Below are 19,988 nucleotides of genomic sequence, written 5' to 3' on the forward strand. Positions count from 1 at the left end.
TTCAGTAGATAACCGGCTTCTTATGCAGCCGGTTATCTTATTTCTCTTTTCTGCGATTGTGTAAATGGGCATGCATAATATCGCTGGCCGGGCGGCCCATCGCCATCAGATCGGCCATTGCCTTCAGATATGGCGGTAAGTGCTGGAAATAGCGGCGAAATCCGGCACACAAATAATTCAATCCCGGTTTGCCCTCTTGCGTTAACGCAAAACGATGCTTTGGACATCCGCCCCAGCAGGCTTTTAGTACCGAACACTGACGGCACTGATTGGGCAGAGTGGTGTATTTATCTTTACCGAAATCAACCTGTTTTGCTGAGTCCAGCATTGCTGCAAAGGTTTGCTCACAGATGTTGCCTAAATGATATTGCGGGTAGACGTAATGGTCGCAGGCATAAACGTCGCCATTATGCTCGACAACCACGGAACGACCGCAGGTAGGCTGGTGATGGCAGACCGCGCCGGGCATGCCGACGAAGCTGGCGAATGCCCACTCAATGTTCATGACGTAAACTTTACCTACGTCACGCTTAACCCAGCGGTCAAAAACGTGACAAAGAAATGTACCATAGTCTTCAGGTTGTACCGACCATGATGTTAGCGTCCCGGAGGCTTCGCCGGGCGAGCGTAGCGTCAGGCCGGACTGCTGTGCTGATGCGTCGGCCAGACGCTCGACGACGGGGATAAACTGAATAAACTCGATACCGCTGGCGACGAGAAATTCGTACACTTTCTCCGGCTGCCGGGCGCTATGGTGATTCACGCAGGCCAGCACGTTATACTGCACGCCATGCTGCTGAAGCCGCGCTAAAGCACGCATCACGAGCTTGTGCGTCGGACGGCCACCCTTAGTCAGGCGGTATTCGTTATGAATGTCCTCAGGCCCGTCCAGCGATAAGCCAATCAGGAAATTATGGCGTACAAAAAACTCGCACCACGCATCATCTAACAGCACGCCGTTGGTTTGAAAACTATTGCTGATCTGCCGCCCGTTACCATATTGGACCTGAAGGGCGACAGCGCGACGGTAAAAATCCAGTCCCAGTAGCGTCGGCTCGCCACCTTGCCAGGTGAATGCCACCTCTGACTTTGGATTGCATGAGGCAATATAATCGCGGACATAATGCTCCAGCATTGCATCATTCATACGAGGTTGTGGAACATCGTCATATAACGCGTGTTTTTCGAGATAGAAGCAGTAAGCGCAGTTCAGGTTGCAGTCCGACCCGCTGGGTTTCGCCATAGCATGAAAAGCACGGGTTGATATATTTTGAGACATATTACTCTGACCCTTAAAAACTATTTTCCGATGCTCTGCTACGCCTTACTCAGAGGGGCGGCAGGGCAATGCGTCTATTGGTAGTAATGACATTCAACCATATCACCTGAGAATTTATTGAGGTCGAGACGTAAATTCAGAATAATACATGCTGATGTTGGCTATTATGACACTATAGCGCGGTAATATCATGAGGAGAGAGGTTGGTTGTGAGCTTCTTAAAGCATTTAATTATCCATTTTCTGAATGTATTTGACGGGATAATAGATATTAAATATAAGCTATGAATGCGGTGAGTTGATAAAAGAGTTTACTATTAGTAATGGGTAGCGATACTTTTACCTTCTTAAGATATTTTATATTCACTCAGGATATTGTTCGCAATAAACAGGATGTATTTCATTATGCAAAAATCTAAATCCCGTATTGTGACGCAAGTTGAAAAGATTTTCTGGCTTACGCCAGCGATGTTATTAACCGGATGTACCCTGTCGCCCGCTATTCCCGTTATCGGCGCATATTATCCTGGTTGGCTATTTTGCATTATTATGGGCGTACTTCTGACATTGCTCACCCGGCGATTTATTACTTACAGAAATATACGGCCAGGATTTCCCACTATTGTGTATACCAGCCTTTTTATCCTCTACTCCATGCTGTTCTGGCTGGTGTTTTTTTAATTCATGTTGAGATGCCCTCATGGAAAGTTCACTGAAAAAATCGCCGGGTAAAAAAATACCGGCTTTGGTTCTGGTACTACTGACGTTGGTCGTGTTGGTGTTTGTGATCTGGCGAGTGGACAGTTCGCCATCAACAAATGATGCCTATGCCGCTGCGGATACCATTGACGTTGTACCCGAAGTCAGTGGGCGCATTGTCGAGCTGGCGGTAAAAGATAACCAGCCGGTCAAGCAGGGGGATCTGCTTTTCCGCATCGATCCGCGCCAGTATCAAGCCAATCTGGCGAAGGCGGAAGCCGCGCTTGCCGCGCTTGATAAGCAGATTATGCTGACCCAGCGCAGCGTAGATGCACAAAAATACGGTGCTGATTCCGTTCAGGCGGCAGTTGCAAAAGCGCGCGCCGCGGCAAAACAGGCGGGTGATACATTGCATCGCACCGAGCCTTTGTTATCGGAAGGCTTTGTCTCGGCGGAGGATGTTGACCGCGCCAGAACGGCGCAGCGGGCCGCCGCGGCCGATCTCAATGCTATTTTACTCCAGGCACAGCAGGCGGCCAGCGCCGTGAGCGGCGTTGATGCGCTGGTGGCCCAGCGTGAGGTTGTACAGGCTGATATCGCCCTGACTAAGCTCTATCTGGATATGACGATTGTTCGTGCACCTTTTGATGGACGGATTGTTTCTCTGAAAACGTCCGTCGGCCAGTTTGCTTCAGCAATGAAGCCCGTATTTACCCTGATCGACACACGCCAGTGGTATGTCATCGCTAATTTTCGCGAGACGGACTTAAAAAATATTCGCCCGGGCGTTCCCGCGACTCTTCATTTGATGAGCGATTCTGGCAGAACCTTCCAGGGAAAAGTGGATTCGATTGGCTACGGGGTGCTGCCCGATGATGGTGGCATTGTGCTGGGAGGATTACCGCACGTATCCCGCTCAATTAACTGGGTCCGCGTGGCACAGCGTTTTCCGGTGAAAATTAGGGTGGATAAACCGGATGCAGAGATGTTTCGTATTGGCGCTTCGGCTGTCGCAACGCTCGAGCCGCAATAATGCGCGCCCTCAATTATTTACCGATGTCATGTGTTCGGCTGCTGGCATTCTTTCATGAAGAGCTAAGCGAGCGGCGTCCGGGGCGGACCCATCAGACGATGCTGCTATGGGTGAATTGCCTGGTGGTGGTGCTGGTTTCAATGACCTTTGAAATCCCATTCCTGGCAATATCGCTGGCGGTGCTGTTTTACGGTATTCAGTCCAACGCCTTTTATACCAAATTTGTGGCGATTCTGTTTGTGGTCGCCACCGTACTTGAGATTTGTAGCCTGCTGCTGATCTACAAATGGACCTACAGCTATCCGTTACTACGCATGGGTATTGCCAGCCTGATTGTGTTGGGAAGCATGTTTATGATGCGCACCCATCGCCTGGGTTTGGTCTTTTTCGCCGTTGCCATTGTGGCGGTATATGGCCAAACCTTTCCGGGGATGCTCGATTATCCGGATATCGTACTGCGTTTAACGCTGTGGTGTATTGTGGTTGGCCTCTATCCCACCCTGTTGATGGTGCTGACCGGCGTTTTGTGGTTTCCCAGCCGGGCGGTTCTGCAGATGCGCACGGCGCTTTGCGAGAGGCTGGATGACGCAGTTAGCCATTTGACGTCGCCCGTTGTGCCTCTGGCAGAAAAAAACATTGAGAAAGAAGCGCTGGCTCTGCAAAAGCTTAACGTCTTTTGCATGGCTGATGATGCTGACTGGCGCGCAAGAAGCGCCTGGTGGCAGACCTGTGTCACAACGGTGACCTGGATATATGCCACGCTTAACCGCTTTGATATTTCGGCCATACCCAGCGACCCGCCAACCGGCGAGTTAATCAGTAAGCTGCGCGGTGAAATTGCCGGGCTGCAAAATGCGATTACTCAGGGTGACCCCTGGCGTAGCGAATGGCATCTCAGCACTGACGAGAGTGCCGTCGCGCAGGCGTGTGGTCTGCAAACGCTCTGTCAGATGTTGTTACAGCAAGGGCATATGGATCCCGACGCGCCGCCAACCCCGGCAGCGAAGCCGCCGTCAATGGCTGCTGATGCGTTTACCAATCCGGTCTATATCCGCTATGCCCTGAAAACGCTGCTGGCATGCCTGATTTGCTATGTCTTTTATTCCGGCGTCGATTGGGAAGGCATCCACACCTGTATGCTGACCTGCATCATTGTGGCGAATGCCAGTATTGCTTCGTCGTATCAGAAAATGGCGTTGCGCTTTGGCGGTGCGCTATATGGCGCAATTTTAGCACTGCTGGTGACGATTTTTATTATGCCCTGGCTAGACGGTATCGTTGAATTATTGTGTGTTCTGACACCGATATTCCTGCTTGGCGCGTGGATCGCCACCGGCTCGGAACGCTCGTCCTACATCGGTACGCAGATGGTCGTCACTTTCGCACTGGCAACGCTTGAGAACACATTCGGGCCGATCTACGACCTGGTTGAAGTGCGCGATCGTGCCATCGGGATCCTGATTGGTACTGCGGTTTCAGCCGTTGTCTACACCTTCATCTGGCCAGAAAGCGAAGCGGGCGTGCTGCCGAAAAAGCTGGCGGGCGCGCTGGGGATACTCAGTAAGCTGATGCGTATTCCGCGCCCGCAGGATGCGGTGGCTCAGCGCAACTATTTGCAACTGCGCATCGGTTTTCTGGCAACCATCAGCGGCTGCGAGGAAATTTGCGAGCGGGTGGCATTAGAGCGTCATCTGGATGCCGATGAGCGCATCAGGCTGGTTAATTACGGCCAGCAGGTTATTCACCAGGGGCGAGAAATTCTTTATGCCTGGGAAACAACCTGGGAGCATACCGGAATGCTGGACGACGAAGCACAGCAGGCGAGAGCGGCCCGTTTTGCCGATGCGTTAGAAAAATACGCGCAGGGCCTGACGGGCGGCACGAGTTCACCTCCTGATATCGCGCTCTCATCCTCCTCTTTGGAAAAATTATCCGGGTCAGACAAACAGGAGCAATGCGTCATGCAGCAGATGATCCGTTTACCCGACTGGACCCACACGGATCAATCGCCAGCCAGAGAGCCGGTGCAAGGAGTCTCTCAACTATGACCAGTAACCTTCCACGATTACTACTTTGTGGCATTCTTGCCAGCACCACAGCGCTCACCGGTTGTGCGCTGATACGTAAAGATTCTGCCCAGCATCAGTCCATTCAGCCCGATCAAATCAAACTGGCTGATGACATTCATCTCGCCAGCCAGGGATGGCCGCAGGCGCAATGGTGGCGTCAGTTCAACGATCCGCAACTGGACACTCTGATTCAGCGAACGCTTTCCGGCTCGCATACGCTGGCTGAGGCGAAACTGCGCGAAGAGCAGGCACAATCGCAGGCCGATCTGTTAGAGGCCGGATCACGGCTCCAGGTTGCCGCATTAGGGATGGTCAATCGGCAACGGGTTTCGGCCAACGGCTTCCTTAGCCCTTATGCGATGGATGCGCCAAAGCTTGGTATGGACGGCCCTTACTACACTGAAGCGACGGTGGGGTTGTTTGCCGGTCTGGATCTTGATCTGTGGGGCGCGCATCGTTCAGCGGTTGCGGCGGCCATCGGCGCGCAAAATGCTGCACTTGCTGAGACGGCGGCAGTTGAGCTGTCTCTCAGCGCTGGCGTAGCGCAGCTTTATTACAGTATGCAGGCTAGCTATCAGATGCTTGATCTGCTGCAACAAACCCGTGACGTTATTGATTTCGCCGTGAAAGCGCACCAGAGCAAAGTTGCCCACGGGCTGGAAGCGAAGGTGCCGTACCACGGTGCCAGAGCGCAGATGCTGGCAGTGGACAAACAGATTGCGGCGGTAAAAGGGCAAATCAAAGAAACGCGGGAGTCGCTGCGGGCGCTGATCGGTACCAGCGATTTTCCTGATATCAAGCCGATTGCTTTGCCGCAGATACAAACCGGTCTTCCAGCAACGCTATCGTATGAATTGCTCGCCAGACGTCCTGATTTACAGGCGATGCGCTGGTACGTGCAGGCATCGCTAAGCCAGGTGGATGCCGCTCGCGCGCTGTTCTATCCGAGTTTCGATATCAAAGCGTTTTTTGGCCTGGATGCAATTCATCTCGACCAGCTGTTTAAAAGTACCAGCAAGCAGATTAACTTCATTCCTGGCTTGCGCCTGCCGTTGTTCGATGGCGGGCGTCTCAATGCCAACCTGCAGCACACCCGGGCCGCCAGTAACATGATGATTGAACGCTATAATCAACAGGTACTCGACGCCGTGCGCGATGTTGCGATCAACGGTACGCGTTTGCAGACGCTGAATGAAGAACGAGGAATGCAACTAGACCGGGTTGAGGCGATGCGCTATACCCAGGCTGCCGCTGAAGCCGCCTTTCAACGTGGTCTGGGAAGCCGCTTACAGGCAACCGAAGCCCGGCTTCCCGTTCTGGCGGAAGAGATATCGCTACTCATCCTGGACACCCAGCGGGTTATTCAAAATATTCAGCTAATGAAATCGCTGGGGGGCGGTTACCAGGCTCCAGCGGTAACAAAAGAATAGTTTGAAAAGTCGTGATGATGCCGCGTGAAGCCCTTCACTCGGCATTTTTTATACGCACACTCTCCCCCGCATTAATAAATCACCTCATCCTGATTTTTAACCCTTATTTTTATTTTCTTAGTGATCTCCCTCACCTTTTAAACCTGGTTGCCGAATTTTGTTATTTACTCTGACGAAAAATTGCCACGATGGGGTCAGTTTTAGCAGAGGCGGTGAGCAATGGAAAAAGAACGCATCATCCAGGAATTTGTGCCGGGGAAACAGGTCACGCTGGCGCATCTGATAGCGCACCCCGGTGAAGAGTTGGCGAAAAAGATCGGCGTTCCCGAGTCTGGCGCGATCGGCATTATGACCTTAACGCCGGGTGAAACGGCGATGATTGCCGGTGACTTAGCCATGAAAGCGGCGGATGTACATATCGGCTTTCTCGATAGATTCAGCGGTGCGCTGGTGATCTACGGCTCTGTAGGTGCAGTGGAAGAGGCGTTGCTCCAGACGGTAAGTGGTCTGGGTCGGTTATTAAATTTCACTTTGTGCAACCTGACAAAAAGTTAATCAGAGGCGGCGATGAAACGTATTGCGTTTGTCGGTACGGTGGGGGCGGGAAAAACCACGCTCTTTAATGCGCTCCAGGGGAATTATTCCCTCGCCAGAAAAACACAGGCTGTCGAGTTTAATGAAAACGGCGATATCGACACACCGGGAGAATATTTTAGCCATCCGCGCTGGTATCACGCCTTAATTACCACGCTGCAGGATGTTGATACGTTGATTTATATACACGCGGCAAATGATTTGGAAAGTCGCTTACCTGCCGGGCTGTTGGATATCGGCGCCAGTAAACGACAAATCGCCGTTATCAGCAAAACGGATGTGCCGGATGCCAATGTCGCCGCAACGCGACAATTACTTCGCGGGATAGGGTTTCAGGAGCCGATTTTTGAGCTCAATAGCCATGACCCAAGCAGTGTGCAGCACCTGGTGGATTATCTGACTGAGCTCAGCCAAAAGGAGGAAAGGGCAGGTGAAAAAACTCATCACAGCTAACGATATTCGTGCGGCCCACGCACGCGGTGAACAGGACGTATCGGTTGTTCTGCGCGCCAGTATCATCACCCCGGAAGCACGCGAAGTTGCGGCGCTGCTGGGCGTCACTATCACTGAATGCGATGAATCCGCGCCGGCAGCCGTATCAACGTCTACGGCAGCACCAACTGCGGTGGATGACGGCAAAACGGAAAGCCAGCGTATTCGCGAAACCATCATTGCGCAGTTACCGGAAGGACAGTTTACCGAAAGCCTGGTCGCGCAGTTGATGGACAAAGTGATGAAGGAGAAACAGTCGCTGGAGCAGGGCGGAATGCAGCCCAGCTTTGCCTCGGTGACCGGCAAAGGTGGCGTCAAAGTCATTGACGGCAGCAGCGTCAAGTTTGGCCGTTTTGATGGTGCCCAGCCGCACTGCGTCGGCTTAACCGACTTAGTCACTGACCAGGACGGGAGCAGCATGGCCGCCGGGTTTATGCAGTGGGATAACGCATTTTTCCCATGGACGCTGAACTACGACGAAATTGACATGATTCTGGAAGGCGAGCTGCACGTTCGTCATGAAGGCGAAACCATGATTGCGAAGGCCGGGGATGTGATGTTTATCCCGAAAGGTTCCAGCATTGAGTTTGGTACGCCGACGACGGTGAAGTTCCTGTATGTGGCCTGGCCTGCGAACTGGCAGTCCTGCTAAGGCGGATGTATGAAGGATTTCATTACCGAAGCATGGCTCAGGGCGAATCATACGCTTAGCGAAGGGGCTGAAATTCATCTCCCCGCTGATGCTCGCCTGACGCCGTCTGCCCGGGAGTTGCTGGACAGTCGTCGACTGCGCATTAAGTTTATCGATGAGCAGGGAAGCCTGTTTATCGACGACGAGCAGCAGCAACCGCAGCCGGTGCATGGTTTAACCAGCAGCGATGCACACCCGCAGGCAAGCTGCGAGCTGTGTCATCAACCGGTGGCGAAGAAACCTGACACGCTGACGCATCTGACAGCGGACAAAATGGTCGCCAAAAGTGACCCGCGCCTGGGATTTCGCGCGGCGCTGGACAGCACCATTGCGCTGGCCGTGTGGTTACAGATTGAGCTGGCCGAACCGTGGCAGCCGTGGCTGGCGGATATCCGCTCGCGCTTAGGCAACATTATGCGCGCCGACGCCATGGACGAACCTCTGAATGCACAGGCCATTGTTGGCTTAAGCGACGGAGATTTACACCGGCTCTCGCATCAACCGCTGCGCTACCTGGACCACGACCATCTGGTGCCGGAAGCCAGCCACGGTCGTGATGCTGCACTGCTTAATTTGTTGCGCACTAAAGTCCGTGAAACGGAAACGGTGGCGGCGCAGGTGTTTATCACCCGTGGTTTTGATGTGTTGCGGCCAGACATCCTGCAGGCGCTAAACCGTCTTTCGAGTACGGTTTACGTAATGATGATTTTGAGCGTGGCGAAGCATCCACTGAGCGTCAGCCAAATCCAACAGCGATTAGGGGAGAAGTCATGATCATTGAACGCGCTCGCCAACTCGCCAAACGTTCACCTGCTCGGGTGGTGTTCCCGGATGCGCTGGATGTCCGAGTGCTGAAAGCGGCGAACTACCTGCATCAGCACGGTCTGGCTCGCCCTATTCTCGTCGCCAGCCCATTTGCATTGCGCCAGTTTGCCCTCAGTCACCGCGTGGCAATGGACGGTATTCAGGTTGTCGATCCGCAAAGCAATGTGCAAATGCGTGAAGAATTTGCCCTGCGCTGGCTGGCCCGTGCGGGCGAAAAAACGCCGCCGGATGCGCGGGAAAAACTCAACGATCCGCTGATGTTTGCCGCCGCGATGGTCAGTGCCGGTAAAGCCGATGTCTGTATTGCCGGCAACCTGTCGTCAACGGCAAACGTGCTGCGCGCAGGGTTGCGCATCATTGGCTTACAGCCGGGTTGCAAAACGCTGTCGTCGATTTTCCTGATGCTGCCGCAGTATCTCGGACCGTCATTAGGATTTGCCGACTGTAGCGTGGTGCCGCAGCCGACCGCCGCACAGCTGGCGGATATTGCCATCGCCAGCGCGGAAACCTGGCAGGCGATTACCGGTGAAGAGCCGCGAGTGGCCATGCTGTCGTTTTCAAGTAATGGCAGTGCCCGTCATCCCAACGTCGCTAACGTGCAGCAGGCAACGGACATCGTTCGTGAACGCGCGCCGCAGCTTACCGTCGACGGTGAACTGCAGTTTGATGCCGCTTTTGTACCGGATGTCGCCGCGCAAAAAGCGCCCGCCAGTCCGCTACAGGGCAATGCCAATGTGATGGTTTTCCCGTCGCTGGAGGCAGGCAATATTGGTTATAAAATCGCCCAGCGCCTGGGAGGGTATCGTGCAGTCGGCCCCTTAATTCAGGGACTTGCCGCACCGCTTCACGACCTCTCTCGCGGCTGTAGCGTGCAGGAAATTATCGAACTGGCGTTGGTGGCAGCTGTGCCGCGCCAGACTGAAATGAGTCGTGAAAGCGCCTCGCAAACACTGGTTGTTTAGGTCCCGTTCTGGACCCCTTCTACTAAGAGGAAAACACAATGGAAGCATTAGGAATGATCGAAACCCGGGGCCTGGTTGCACTGATTGAGGCTTCTGACGCAATGGTTAAAGCGGCACGCGTGAAACTGGTTGGCGTGAAGCAGATCGGTGGCGGCCTGTGTACTGCCATGGTTCGTGGTGATGTGGCCGCTTGCAAAGCAGCTACGGATGCCGGAGCTGCTGCTGCGCAGCGTATTGGCGAACTGGTTTCTGTACACGTTATCCCGCGTCCGCATGGCGATCTGGAAGAAGTATTCCCGATCAGCTTCAAAGGCGACAGCAACGATATGTAAGTCGTCCATGTGACGCCACTGGATTGTTAAGAGAAAGCTGGCGTCACCCTCTCTCCTTTTCACATTACCTTCTGCGGAGGGTAGGGGGAGGTTTTACCTGAAATATGCCACGGAGGCGGGTATGAAACTGGCAATCGTCACAGGACAAATTGTTTGTACCGTACGCCATCAGGGGCTCGCGCACGACAAGTTGCTGATGGTGGAAATGATTGATGCTCAGGGAAATCCCGACGGGCAGTGTGCTGTTGCTACCGACAGCATCGGGGCGGGAACCGGAGAGTGGGTGCTGCTGGTCAGTGGAAGCTCTGCCCGCCAGGCGCACAGTAGTGACTCATCGCCTGTCGATCTGTGCGTGATTGGCATTGTCGATGAAGTGGTGGCAGGTGGTCAGGTGATCTTCCATAAATAAGGCAGAAAATCATGAATCAACAGGATATTGAACAGGTCGTGAAAGCGGTGCTGCTGAAAATGAAAGACAGCAGCCAACCCGTCAGTGCCGTTCAAGAAATGGGCGTATTTGCCTCCCTGGATGACGCAGTGGCGGCAGCAAAACTGGCACAGCAGGAGCTGAAAAGCGTCGCTATGCGCCAGTTGGCCATTCACGCCATTCGTGAAGCAGGCGAAAAACACGCCAGAGAATTAGCGGAATTTGCCGTCAGTGAAACCGGCATGGGGCGCGTTGAAGATAAATTTGCCAAAAACGTGGCGCAGGCACGCGGCACGCCGGGCGTGGAATGCTTGTCTCCACAGGTACTGACCGGCGATAACGGCCTGACGCTGATTGAAAATGCGCCGTGGGGCGTGGTGGCATCGGTAACGCCGTCCACCAACCCGGCCGCGACCGTCATTAATAACGCCATCAGCCTGATTGCGGCGGGTAACAGCGTGGTCTTTGCGCCGCATCCTGCTGCAAAAGGCGTTTCTCAGCGTGCGATCGGTCTGCTTAACCAGGCGGTAGTCGCTGCGGGTGGTCCGGCAAACCTGCTGGTGACCGTTGCCAATCCGGATATCGAAACCGCTCAGCGTCTGTTCAAGTACCCAGGCATCGGCTTGTTGGTGGTGACCGGCGGCGAAGCGGTGGTGGAATCTGCGCGTAAGCACACCAACAAACGTCTGATTGCCGCAGGTGCGGGTAACCCGCCGGTGGTGGTGGATGAAACCGCCGATCTGGCGCGCGCCGCGCAGTCCATCGTTAAAGGTGCGTCGTTTGATAACAACATCATCTGCGCCGATGAAAAAGTCCTGATCGTCGTGGATAGCGTTGCCGACGAGCTGATGCGTCTGATGGAAGGTCAGCACGCGGTCAAGCTCACTGCAGCTCAGGCTGAGCAATTGCAGCCGGTGTTGATGAAAAACGTCGATGAACGCGGTAAAGGCACGGTTAGCCGTGACTGGGTCGGGCGCGATGCGGCCAAAATCGCCGCGGCGATCGGCCTGAATGTCCCGGAGCAAACCCGCTTGTTGTTCGTCGAAACCTCAGCCACACATCCGTTTGCGGTAACTGAACTGATGATGCCGGTGCTGCCGGTAGTGCGGGTGGCTAACGTTGACGAAGCCATTGCGCTGGCGGTCACGCTTGAAGGTGGTTGCCACCATACGGCGGCGATGCACTCACGCAACATCGATAACATGAACCGTATGGCTAACGCCATCGATACCAGCATTTTCGTCAAGAACGGACCGTGCATTGCCGGTCTTGGGCTTGGCGGTGAAGGCTGGACCACCATGACCATTACTACGCCAACCGGGGAAGGGGTGACCAGTGCGCGCACGTTTGTCCGCCTGCGTCGCTGTGTATTGGTGGATGCGTTTCGCATCGTATAAGGAGTGAAAGAGATGGCGCATGACGAACAACTGTGGCTCACACCCAGACTGCAAAAAGCAGCAACGCTGTGTAACCAGACGCCGGCCGCGAGTGATTCACCGCTGTGGCTCGGCGTTGATTTGGGGACCTGTGATGTGGTGTCGATGGTTGTCGACAGTGAAGGACAGCCGGTTGCGGTTTGTCTGGACTGGGCCGACGTCGTGCGTGACGGCATCGTCTGGGATTTTTTCGGTGCCGTGACCATTGTTCGTCGCCATCTCGATACGCTCGAACAACAACTGGGCTGCCGCTTTACCCACGCGGCAACCTCGTTCCCGCCAGGAACGGACCCGCGTATCTCCATTAACGTGCTGGAGTCTGCCGGACTTGAGGTTAGCCATGTGCTGGATGAGCCCACCGCCGTGGCGGATCTACTTCAGCTGGATAACGCAGGCGTGGTGGATATCGGCGGTGGGACGACCGGTATTGCCATCGTGAAGCAGGGCAAAGTGACCTATTCCGCCGACGAAGCGACCGGTGGGCATCACATTTCTCTGACGCTGGCTGGGAATCGTCGTATTCAACTGGAAGAAGCCGAGCAGTACAAGCGCAGCAACGGCAAGGAAATCTGGCCGGTAGTGAAGCCAGTTTACGAAAAAATGGCGGAAATTGTCGCCCACCATATTGCCGGGCAGGGCGTCATGGATTTATGGCTGGCCGGTGGGTCCTGTATGCAGCCGGGGGTTGATGAGCTGTTCCGTAAGCGTTTCCCGGAGCTGCAGGTGCATTTACCGCAGCACAGTCTGTTTATGACCCCGCTGGCGATTGCCAATAGCGGAAAAGTAAAAGCGGAAGGAATCTATGCAAGCTGAATTGCAGACCGCGCTCTTTCAGGCATTCGATGCCCTGAATCTACAACGCGTAAAAACGTTCAGCGTTCCACCGGTCACGCTATGCGGACTGGGAGCGCTCAGCACCTGCGGACAGGAAGCGCAAACGCGCGGGCTGACGCACATGTTCGTTATGGTAGATAGCTTCCTGCATGAAGCGGGAATGACCGCCTCACTGGAACGCAGCCTGGCGATGAAAGGCGTGGCGATGACGCTGTGGCCGTGCCCGGTCGGGGAACCGTGCATCACTGACGTTTGCGCGGCGGTCGCACAGCTGCGCGAGTCAAAATGTGACGGTGTTGTGGCCTTTGGCGGCGGCTCGGTACTGGATGCCGCCAAAGCCGTCGCGTTGCTGGTAACCAACCCAACGCAGACACTGGCTGATATGACGGAAAACAGCGTGCTGCGTCCTCGTTTACCGCTGATTGCCGTGCCAACCACCGCCGGGACCGGGTCAGAAACCACCAACGTCACGGTGATTATCGATGCCGCTACCGGACTGAAAAAAGTGCTGGCCCACGCCACGCTGATGCCGGACGTCGCCATTCTCGATGCGGCGGTAACGGAAGGCGTACCGCCGCACGTGACGGCAATGACTGGCATCGATGCACTCACCCACGCTGTTGAAGCCTACAGCGCGCTGAACGCGACACCGTTTACCGACAGCCTGGCAATTGGCGCGATTGCGATGATCGGCAAGTCGCTGCCTAAAGCGGTGGGTTACGGCCATGACCTGGCGGCGCGCGAAAGCATGTTACTGGCTTCCTGTATGGCGGGGATGGCTTTTTCCAGCGCAGGTTTGGGCTTGTGTCATGCGATGGCTCACCAGCCAGGTGCTGCGCTGCACATCCCGCACGGGCAGGCTAATGCCATGCTGCTTCCTACGGTAATGGGCTTTAACCGCATGGTGTGCCGTGAACGCTTCAGCCATATCGGCAGAGCGTTAACCAATAAGAAATCAGACGATCGTGACGCTATCAGCGCGGTCATTGAGCTGATCGCCGAAGTGGGCCAGACCAAACGGCTCGCTGACGTAGGCGCGAAACCTGAGCATTACAGTACCTGGGCGCAAGCCGCATTGAACGATATTTGTATACGCAGCAACCCACGAACCGCCACGCAGGAACAGATTATCGGCCTGTACGCGGCGGCACAATAAGGCATACCAGGACGTAGGCCGGATAAGGCGTTCGCGCCGCCATCCGGCAACAACGCGACATCATTGCCTGATGGCGCTGCGCTTATCAGGCCTACTAAGCACCTGGCAAATGGAGATAGGGCTATGGGAATTAACGAAATCATCATGTACATCATGATGTTCTTTATGCTGATTGCCGCCGTGGACAGGATCCTGTCGCAGTTCGGTGGTTCAGCGCGTTACCTCGGTAAGTTTGGTAAGAGCATCGAGGGATCGGGCGGTCAGTTTGAAGAAGGTTTTATGGCGATGGGCGCACTGGGTCTGGCGATGGTCGGTATGACTGCGCTGGCGCCGGTACTGGCGCATGTGCTCGGACCGGTAATTATTCCGCTGTATGAAATGTTGGGCGCGAACCCGTCAATGTTTGCCGGAACGCTGCTGGCGTGTGATATGGGCGGCTTCTTCCTGGCGAAAGAACTGGCGGGTGGCGATGTGGCCGCATGGCTGTACTCTGGCCTGATCCTCGGGGCAATGATGGGGCCGACGCTGGTCTTCTCCATCCCGGTTGCGCTGGGAATTATTGAACCGTCAGACCGTCGTTATCTGGCTCTGGGCGTACTGGCCGGTATCGTGACCATTCCGGTTGGCTGTATCGCAGGCGGCCTGGTGGCAATGTACTCCGGGGTTGAAATCAACGGGCAACCGGTGGAGTTCACCTTCGCGCTGATTCTGATGAACATGATTCCGGTGCTGATCGTCGCCATCCTGGTGGCGCTGGGGCTGAAATTTATCCCGGAAAAAATGATTAACGGTTTCCAGATCTTCGCCAAGTTCCTGGTGGCGCTGATCACCATCGGCCTGGCGGCGGCGGTCATTAAGTTCCTGCTTGGCTGGGAGCTGATCCCGGGTCTCGATCCTATCTTCATGTCTGCGGGTGATAAGCCCGGCGAAGTGATGCGCGCCATCGAAGTAATCGGTTCTATCTCCTGCGTGCTGCTGGGTGCCTACCCGATGGTGCTGCTGCTGACCCGCTGGTTTGAAAAACCGCTAATGAGTGTCGGCAACCTGCTGAAAATCAACAATATAGCCGCTGCGGGTATGGTGGCAACTCTGGCGAACAACATCCCGATGTTCGGCATGATGAAAAATATGGATACCCGCGGCAAAGTGATCAACTGCGCGTTCGCGGTCTCTGCAGCCTTCGCTCTGGGTGACCACTTAGGTTTTGCCGCCGCGAACATGAACGCCATGATCTTCCCGATGATTGTCGGCAAGTTGATTGGTGGTGTGACGGCGATTGGCGTGGCGATGATGCTGGTGCCAAAAGACGAAAATGTTCCGGCCGTTGTTGACGCGGAAACTGCAGAAGCAAAAGCGGAGGCGCAATCGTGAATACTCGCCAGCTACTGAGCGTCGGTATCGATATCGGCACCACCACCACTCAGGTGATCTTCTCCCGCCTTGAGCTGGTTAACCGTGCGGCAGTGTCGCAGGTGCCGCGCTACGAATTTATCAAACGCGAAATTAGCTGGCAAAGCCCGGTCTTCTTCACACCCGTCGATAAGCAGGGCGGGTTGAAAGAGGCTGAACTTAAAGCGCTGATCCTGGCCCAGTACCAGGCGGCGGGTATTGCGCCGGAAACGGTTGATTCCGGCGCGATCATCATTACCGGAGAAAGCGCGAAAACCCGCAACGCCCGTCCGGCGGTGATGACGCTCTCCCAGTCGCTGGGTGACTTCGTGGTGGCCAGTGCCGGTCCGCATCTGGAATCGGTGATTGCCGGTCACGGTGCTGGTGCACAAACTCTGTCTGAGCAGCGTCTGTGCAGCGTGCTGAATATCGACATCGGCGGCGGGACGTCAAACTACGTACTGTTTGATGCCGGAAAGGTCAGCGGCTCTGCGTGCCTGAACGTCGGGGGACGACTGCTGGAAACTGACGGCCAGGGGCGCGTGGTCCATGCGCACCAGCCGGGACAGATGATCGTCGACGAGGTGTTTGGTGCCGGTACTGACGCCCGAACGCTCAATGCCGCACAGCTTGTCCAGGTCGCGCGGCGAATGGCGAATCTGATCGTGGAAGTGATTGACGGCACGCCTTCTGCCCTGGCGCAGGCGCTGATGCAAACCGGTTTACTGCCTGCGGGCGTGAAACCGGATGTGATTACGCTTTCCGGAGGAGTGGGCGAGTGCTACCGCAACCAGCCTGCCGATCCGTTCTGTTTTTCTGACATTGGACCGCTGCTGGCGACGGCGCTGCATGAACATCCGCGCTTGCGTGAGATGAACGTGCAGTTCCCGGCGCAAACCGTGCGCGCCACGGTGATTGGCGCCGGGGCGCATACGCTGTCGCTGTCGGGCAGCACCATCTGGCTGGAAGGCGTGGCGCTCCCGCTGCGCAATCTGCCGGTGGCGATCCCGGTTGATGAGGCTGATCTAGTGGCGGCCTGGCAGCAGGCGCTGATGCAGCTCGATCTTGATCCGAAAACAGATGCCTATGTGCTGGCGCTGCCCGGGTCGCTGCCGGTGCGCTACGCCGCGCTGTTAACGGTCATCGACGCGCTGCTGGCCTTTGTCGCGCGTTATCCGAATCCGCATCCCCTGCTGGTGGTAGCCGAGCAGGATTTTGGTAAAGCCCTGGGCATGCTGTTACGCCCACAGTTACAGCAACACCCGCTGGCGGTCATCGATGAGGTGATTGTCCGGGCGGGGGACTATATCGACATTGGTACGCCTCTTTTTGGCGGATCGGTTGTGCCGGTGACGGTGAAATCACTCGCATTTCCTTCCTGAGGGAACGACTTATGAAACTAAAGACCACATTGTTCGGCAATGTTTATCAGTTTAAGGATGTAAAAGAGGTGCTGGCCAAAGCCAACGAACTGCGTTCGGGGGATGTGCTGGCAGGTGTCGCCGCGACAAGCTCACAGGAGCGCGTGGCGGCCAAACAGGTGTTGTCGGAAATGACGGTGGCGGATATCCGCAACAACCCGGTGATTTCCTATGAAGAGGACTGCGTCACGCGTCTGATTCAGGATGACGTCAACGAAACGGCCTATAACCGCATCAAAAACTGGAGCATCAGTGAGCTGCGCGAGTACGTGTTGAGTGATGAAACCTCTGTCGATGACATTGCGTTTATGCGCAAAGGGTTAACGTCAGAAGTGGTCGCTGGGGTGGCAAAAATTTGCTCCAACGCGGACCTGATCTACGGCGGCAAAAAAATGCCGGTGATCAAAAAAGCCAACACCACGATCGGCTTGCCGGGCACCTTCAGCTGCCGTTTGCAGCCGAACGACACCCGTGACGATGTGCAGAGTATTGCCGCGCAAATCTACGAAGGGCTTTCTTTCGGTGCGGGCGATGCGGTGATCGGCGTTAACCCGGTAACCGATGACGTGGAGAACTTAAGCCGCGTACTCGACACCGTGTATGGCGTGATCGACAAATACAACATTCCTACCCAGGGCTGCGTGCTGGCGCACGTTACTACCCAGATCGAAGCGATTCGTCGCGGCGCGCCGGGCGGGCTGATTTTCCAGAGTATCTGCGGTAGCGAGAAAGGCTTGAAAGAGTTCGGCGTTGAGCTGGCGATGCTGGACGAGGCGCGTGCAGTGGGCGCTGAATTCAACCGTATCGCCGGGGAAAACTGCCTGTACTTTGAGACCGGGCAGGGGTCTGCGCTTTCTGCTGGCGCTAACTTCGGTGCCGATCAGGTGACGATGGAAGCGCGTAACTATGGGCTGGCACGCCACTACGATCCGTTCCTGGTGAATACCGTTGTCGGCTTTATCGGGCCAGAGTATCTCTACAATGACCGCCAGATTATTCGCGCCGGTTTAGAAGATCATTTCATGGGCAAGCTGAGCGGCATTTCGATGGGCTGTGACTGTTGTTACACCAACCATGCCGATGCTGACCAGAACCTCAATGAAAACCTGATGATTCTGCTCGCCACTGCAGGCTGCAACTACATCATGGGCATGCCGCTCGGTGACGACATCATGCTCAACTATCAGACCACCGCGTTCCACGACACCGCGACTGTGCGCCAGTTGCTGAACCTGCGTCCGTCGCCGGAGTTTGAACGCTGGCTGGAAAACATGGGCATTATGGCAAACGGTCGCCTGACCAAACGGGCGGGCGATCCGTCACTGTTCTTCTGATGACGCGGGGATGACACACGATGGATCAAAAACAGATTGAAGAAATTGTACGCAGCGTAATGGCGTCAATGGGTGAGTCACAACCGCAGGCTCAAGCGCCGTCAGCGGAAGTGAAATGTAGCACCACGCAGTGCGCCGCACCAACGGGCGAAAGCTGTGCCATGGATTTAGGATCGCCGGAAGCGAAAGCGTGGATCGGCGTTGAAAACCCGCACCGCGCAGAAGTGTTGACGGAACTGCGTCGCAGCACCGCTGCACGTGTCTGTACCGGTCGTGCTGGCCCGCGTCCGCGTACCCAGGCGCTGCTGCGCTTCCTGGCTGACCACTCACGCTCGAAAGATACCGTGCTGAAAGAGGTGCCGGAAGAGTGGGTGAAAGCACAAGGCTTGCTGGAAGTGCGCTCGGAAATCAGTGACAAAAATCTGTACCTGACCCGCCCGGACATGGGCCGTCGTCTGAGTGCGGAAGCGATTGAAGCGCTGAAATCCCAGTGCGTGGCGAACCCGGATGTCCAGGTGATTGTCTCTGATGGCCTGTCTACGGATGCCATCACCGCCAACTACGAAGAGATCCTGCCGCCATTGTTGTCTGGATTAAAACAGGCTGGGCTGAAGGTTGGCACGCCGTTCTTTGTCCGCTATGGCCGCGTGAAAATCGAAGATCAGATTGGCGAGCTGCTGGGTGCGAAAGCGGTGATCCTGCTGGTCGGTGAACGTCCGGGCTTAGGCCAGTCGGAAAGTCTTTCCTGCTACGCGGTCTATTCACCGCGCGTGGCGACTACCGTTGAGGCCGACAGAACCTGTATTTCCAACATTCACCAGGGCGGTACGCCACCGGTCGAAGCGGCTGCGGTAATCGTGGATTTGGCCAAACGCATGCTGGAGCAAAAAGCGTCCGGCATCAACATGACCCGTTAAGGAGGCATCATGCCAGCATTAGATTTGATTAGACCTTCAGTCACCGCCATGCGCGTGATTGCCTCGGTAAATGACGGTTTTGCCCGCGAACTTAAATTACCGCCACATATACGTAGCCTCGGACTCATCACAGCAGACTCTGATGACGTGGCGTATATTGCCGCAGACGAAGCGACAAAACAGGCAATGGTCGAAGTGGTTTATGGCCGCTCGCTGTATGCCGGTGCGGCGCACGGACCTTCTCCAACGGCAGGTGAAGTGTTGATTATGCTCGGTGGACCTAACCCGGCGGAAGTTCGCGCGGGTCTGGATGCGATGGTGGCCAATATTGAAAATGGCGCCGCGTTCCAGTGGGCCAATGATGCAGAAAATACGGCTTTCCTGGCACACGTGGTATCGCGTACCGGTTCATATCTTTCTGCTACGGCGGGATGCGTACTGGGCGATCCGATGGCTTATCTGGTGGCTCCGCCATTAGAAGCAACCTACGGGATTGATGCTGCGCTGAAATCTGCCGATGTACAGATTGTTACCTACGTGCCGCCACCGTCAGAAACCAACTACTCGGCGGCGTTTTTAACCGGTAGCCAGGCCGCCTGTAAAGCCGCCTGTAATGCCTTCGCTGATGCTGTTCTGGATATTGCCCGTAATCCTGTCCAGCGCGCGTAA

The 19,988-nt window shown here is 55.5% G+C and carries 20 protein-coding genes; 19 read left to right on the forward strand and 1 reads right to left on the reverse strand.

Annotated elements, in window-relative coordinates; translation table 11 throughout:
* Positions 1 to 37: 37 nt before the first annotated feature.
* A complete protein-coding gene (locus tag FDW98_RS07915) occupies positions 38 to 1,279 on the reverse strand; it encodes an anaerobic sulfatase maturase (RefSeq protein WP_096756218.1) in 1,242 nt (413 codons plus the stop codon).
* 404 nt (positions 1,280 to 1,683) lie between these two features.
* Here FDW98_RS07915 and FDW98_RS07920 point away from each other — a divergent pair, with 404 nt between their 5' ends.
* The 19 genes from FDW98_RS07920 (at position 1,684) to eutL (ending at position 19,988) form a co-directional block, all read left to right on the forward strand.
* The gene (locus FDW98_RS07920) at positions 1,684 to 1,959 is read left to right on the forward strand and encodes a YtcA family lipoprotein (RefSeq protein WP_096759360.1); all 276 of its coding nucleotides are present in this window, start codon (positions 1,684 to 1,686) and stop codon (positions 1,957 to 1,959) included.
* Positions 1,960 to 1,978: 19 nt separating this feature from the next.
* Complete coding sequence (mdtN, locus tag FDW98_RS07925) at positions 1,979 to 3,010, forward strand: multidrug transporter subunit MdtN (protein WP_096756219.1); 1,032 nt, start codon at positions 1,979 to 1,981, stop codon at positions 3,008 to 3,010.
* Positions 3,010 to 5,058, forward strand: a complete 2,049-nt coding sequence (gene mdtO / locus FDW98_RS07930) for a multidrug efflux transporter permease subunit MdtO (protein ID WP_096756220.1) — start codon at positions 3,010 to 3,012, stop codon at positions 5,056 to 5,058. The genes mdtN and mdtO overlap by 1 nt, the downstream gene beginning before the upstream one ends.
* Complete coding sequence (locus FDW98_RS07935) at positions 5,055 to 6,509, forward strand: MdtP family multidrug efflux transporter outer membrane subunit (RefSeq protein ID WP_096756221.1); 1,455 nt, start codon at positions 5,055 to 5,057, stop codon at positions 6,507 to 6,509. Before mdtO ends, FDW98_RS07935 begins: the two co-directional genes overlap by 4 nt.
* A gap of 219 nt (positions 6,510 to 6,728) precedes the next feature.
* Positions 6,729 to 7,064, forward strand: a complete 336-nt coding sequence (gene eutS / locus FDW98_RS07940) for an ethanolamine utilization microcompartment protein EutS (RefSeq protein ID WP_096756222.1) — start codon at positions 6,729 to 6,731, stop codon at positions 7,062 to 7,064.
* A 12-nt stretch (positions 7,065 to 7,076) separates the two neighbouring features.
* Entirely contained in the window at positions 7,077 to 7,556 is a 480-nt protein-coding gene (eutP, locus tag FDW98_RS07945; RefSeq protein ID WP_096756223.1) for an ethanolamine utilization acetate kinase EutP, read from the forward strand.
* Entirely contained in the window at positions 7,534 to 8,247 is a 714-nt protein-coding gene (eutQ, locus tag FDW98_RS07950) for an ethanolamine utilization acetate kinase EutQ (RefSeq protein ID WP_096756224.1), read from the forward strand. The genes eutP and eutQ overlap by 23 nt, the downstream gene beginning before the upstream one ends.
* Positions 8,248 to 8,256: 9 nt before the next feature.
* Positions 8,257 to 9,060: an ethanolamine utilization cob(I)yrinic acid a,c-diamide adenosyltransferase EutT gene (gene eutT, locus FDW98_RS07955; RefSeq protein ID WP_096756225.1), complete on the forward strand. Its 804-nt coding sequence runs from the start codon at positions 8,257 to 8,259 to the stop codon at positions 9,058 to 9,060.
* A complete protein-coding gene (gene pta / locus FDW98_RS07960) occupies positions 9,057 to 10,073 on the forward strand; it encodes a phosphate acetyltransferase (protein WP_096756226.1) in 1,017 nt (338 codons plus the stop codon). Before eutT ends, pta begins: the two co-directional genes overlap by 4 nt.
* Before the next feature lie 38 nt (positions 10,074 to 10,111).
* Positions 10,112 to 10,405 (forward strand): ethanolamine utilization microcompartment protein EutM, encoded by a 294-nt coding sequence (eutM, locus tag FDW98_RS07965; protein ID WP_005121908.1) that lies wholly within the window; start codon positions 10,112 to 10,114, stop codon positions 10,403 to 10,405.
* A 121-nt stretch (positions 10,406 to 10,526) separates the two neighbouring features.
* The gene (gene eutN, locus FDW98_RS07970; protein WP_096756227.1) at positions 10,527 to 10,814 is read left to right on the forward strand and encodes an ethanolamine utilization microcompartment protein EutN; all 288 of its coding nucleotides are present in this window, start codon (positions 10,527 to 10,529) and stop codon (positions 10,812 to 10,814) included.
* A gap of 11 nt (positions 10,815 to 10,825) precedes the next feature.
* Entirely contained in the window at positions 10,826 to 12,229 is a 1,404-nt protein-coding gene (locus FDW98_RS07975; protein ID WP_096756228.1) for an aldehyde dehydrogenase family protein, read from the forward strand.
* 12 nt (positions 12,230 to 12,241) lie between these two features.
* Complete coding sequence (gene eutJ, locus FDW98_RS07980; RefSeq protein ID WP_096756229.1) at positions 12,242 to 13,081, forward strand: ethanolamine utilization protein EutJ; 840 nt, start codon at positions 12,242 to 12,244, stop codon at positions 13,079 to 13,081.
* A complete protein-coding gene (eutG, locus tag FDW98_RS07985) occupies positions 13,071 to 14,258 on the forward strand; it encodes an ethanolamine utilization ethanol dehydrogenase EutG (protein WP_096756230.1) in 1,188 nt (395 codons plus the stop codon). The genes eutJ and eutG overlap by 11 nt, the downstream gene beginning before the upstream one ends.
* A gap of 123 nt (positions 14,259 to 14,381) precedes the next feature.
* The gene (eutH, locus tag FDW98_RS07990) at positions 14,382 to 15,629 is read left to right on the forward strand and encodes an ethanolamine utilization protein EutH (RefSeq protein WP_096756231.1); all 1,248 of its coding nucleotides are present in this window, start codon (positions 14,382 to 14,384) and stop codon (positions 15,627 to 15,629) included.
* Complete coding sequence (gene eutA, locus FDW98_RS07995) at positions 15,626 to 17,029, forward strand: ethanolamine ammonia-lyase reactivating factor EutA (protein WP_096756232.1); 1,404 nt, start codon at positions 15,626 to 15,628, stop codon at positions 17,027 to 17,029. Before eutH ends, eutA begins: the two co-directional genes overlap by 4 nt.
* 11 nt (positions 17,030 to 17,040) lie before the next feature.
* Positions 17,041 to 18,402, forward strand: coding sequence for an ethanolamine ammonia-lyase subunit alpha (gene eutB / locus FDW98_RS08000; RefSeq protein ID WP_096756233.1), 1,362 nt, complete (start codon positions 17,041 to 17,043; stop codon positions 18,400 to 18,402).
* A 20-nt stretch (positions 18,403 to 18,422) separates the two neighbouring features.
* Positions 18,423 to 19,319, forward strand: coding sequence for an ethanolamine ammonia-lyase subunit EutC (eutC, locus tag FDW98_RS08005; RefSeq protein ID WP_096756234.1), 897 nt, complete (start codon positions 18,423 to 18,425; stop codon positions 19,317 to 19,319).
* Positions 19,320 to 19,328: 9 nt separating this feature from the next.
* A complete protein-coding gene (gene eutL / locus FDW98_RS08010; protein ID WP_096756235.1) occupies positions 19,329 to 19,988 on the forward strand; it encodes an ethanolamine utilization microcompartment protein EutL in 660 nt (219 codons plus the stop codon).

This window comes from Citrobacter sp. wls711, assembly GCF_005281055.1.
GTDB classification, from domain to species: Bacteria; Pseudomonadota; Gammaproteobacteria; order Enterobacterales; family Enterobacteriaceae; genus Citrobacter; species Citrobacter gillenii.

What these genes read in the sequence shown, in the direction of transcription:
- FDW98_RS07915 (WP_096756218.1), bottom strand. Translation starts at nt 1,279, where the DNA reads ATGTCTCAAAATATATCAACCCGTGCTTTTCATGCTATGGCGAAACCC.
- FDW98_RS07920 (WP_096759360.1), top strand. Translation starts at nt 1,684, where the DNA reads ATGCAAAAATCTAAATCCCGTATTGTGACGCAAGTTGAAAAGATTTTC.
- mdtN (WP_096756219.1), top strand. Translation starts at nt 1,979, where the DNA reads ATGGAAAGTTCACTGAAAAAATCGCCGGGTAAAAAAATACCGGCTTTG.
- mdtO (WP_096756220.1), top strand. Translation starts at nt 3,010, where the DNA reads ATGCGCGCCCTCAATTATTTACCGATGTCATGTGTTCGGCTGCTGGCA.
- FDW98_RS07935 (WP_096756221.1), top strand. Translation starts at nt 5,055, where the DNA reads ATGACCAGTAACCTTCCACGATTACTACTTTGTGGCATTCTTGCCAGC.
- eutS (WP_096756222.1), top strand. Translation starts at nt 6,729, where the DNA reads ATGGAAAAAGAACGCATCATCCAGGAATTTGTGCCGGGGAAACAGGTC.
- eutP (WP_096756223.1), top strand. Translation starts at nt 7,077, where the DNA reads ATGAAACGTATTGCGTTTGTCGGTACGGTGGGGGCGGGAAAAACCACG.
- eutT (WP_096756225.1), top strand. Translation starts at nt 8,257, where the DNA reads ATGAAGGATTTCATTACCGAAGCATGGCTCAGGGCGAATCATACGCTT.
- pta (WP_096756226.1), top strand. Translation starts at nt 9,057, where the DNA reads ATGATCATTGAACGCGCTCGCCAACTCGCCAAACGTTCACCTGCTCGG.
- eutM (WP_005121908.1), top strand. Translation starts at nt 10,112, where the DNA reads ATGGAAGCATTAGGAATGATCGAAACCCGGGGCCTGGTTGCACTGATT.
- eutN (WP_096756227.1), top strand. Translation starts at nt 10,527, where the DNA reads ATGAAACTGGCAATCGTCACAGGACAAATTGTTTGTACCGTACGCCAT.
- FDW98_RS07975 (WP_096756228.1), top strand. Translation starts at nt 10,826, where the DNA reads ATGAATCAACAGGATATTGAACAGGTCGTGAAAGCGGTGCTGCTGAAA.
- eutJ (WP_096756229.1), top strand. Translation starts at nt 12,242, where the DNA reads ATGGCGCATGACGAACAACTGTGGCTCACACCCAGACTGCAAAAAGCA.
- eutG (WP_096756230.1), top strand. Translation starts at nt 13,071, where the DNA reads ATGCAAGCTGAATTGCAGACCGCGCTCTTTCAGGCATTCGATGCCCTG.
- eutH (WP_096756231.1), top strand. Translation starts at nt 14,382, where the DNA reads ATGGGAATTAACGAAATCATCATGTACATCATGATGTTCTTTATGCTG.
- eutB (WP_096756233.1), top strand. Translation starts at nt 17,041, where the DNA reads ATGAAACTAAAGACCACATTGTTCGGCAATGTTTATCAGTTTAAGGAT.
- eutC (WP_096756234.1), top strand. Translation starts at nt 18,423, where the DNA reads ATGGATCAAAAACAGATTGAAGAAATTGTACGCAGCGTAATGGCGTCA.
- eutL (WP_096756235.1), top strand. Translation starts at nt 19,329, where the DNA reads ATGCCAGCATTAGATTTGATTAGACCTTCAGTCACCGCCATGCGCGTG.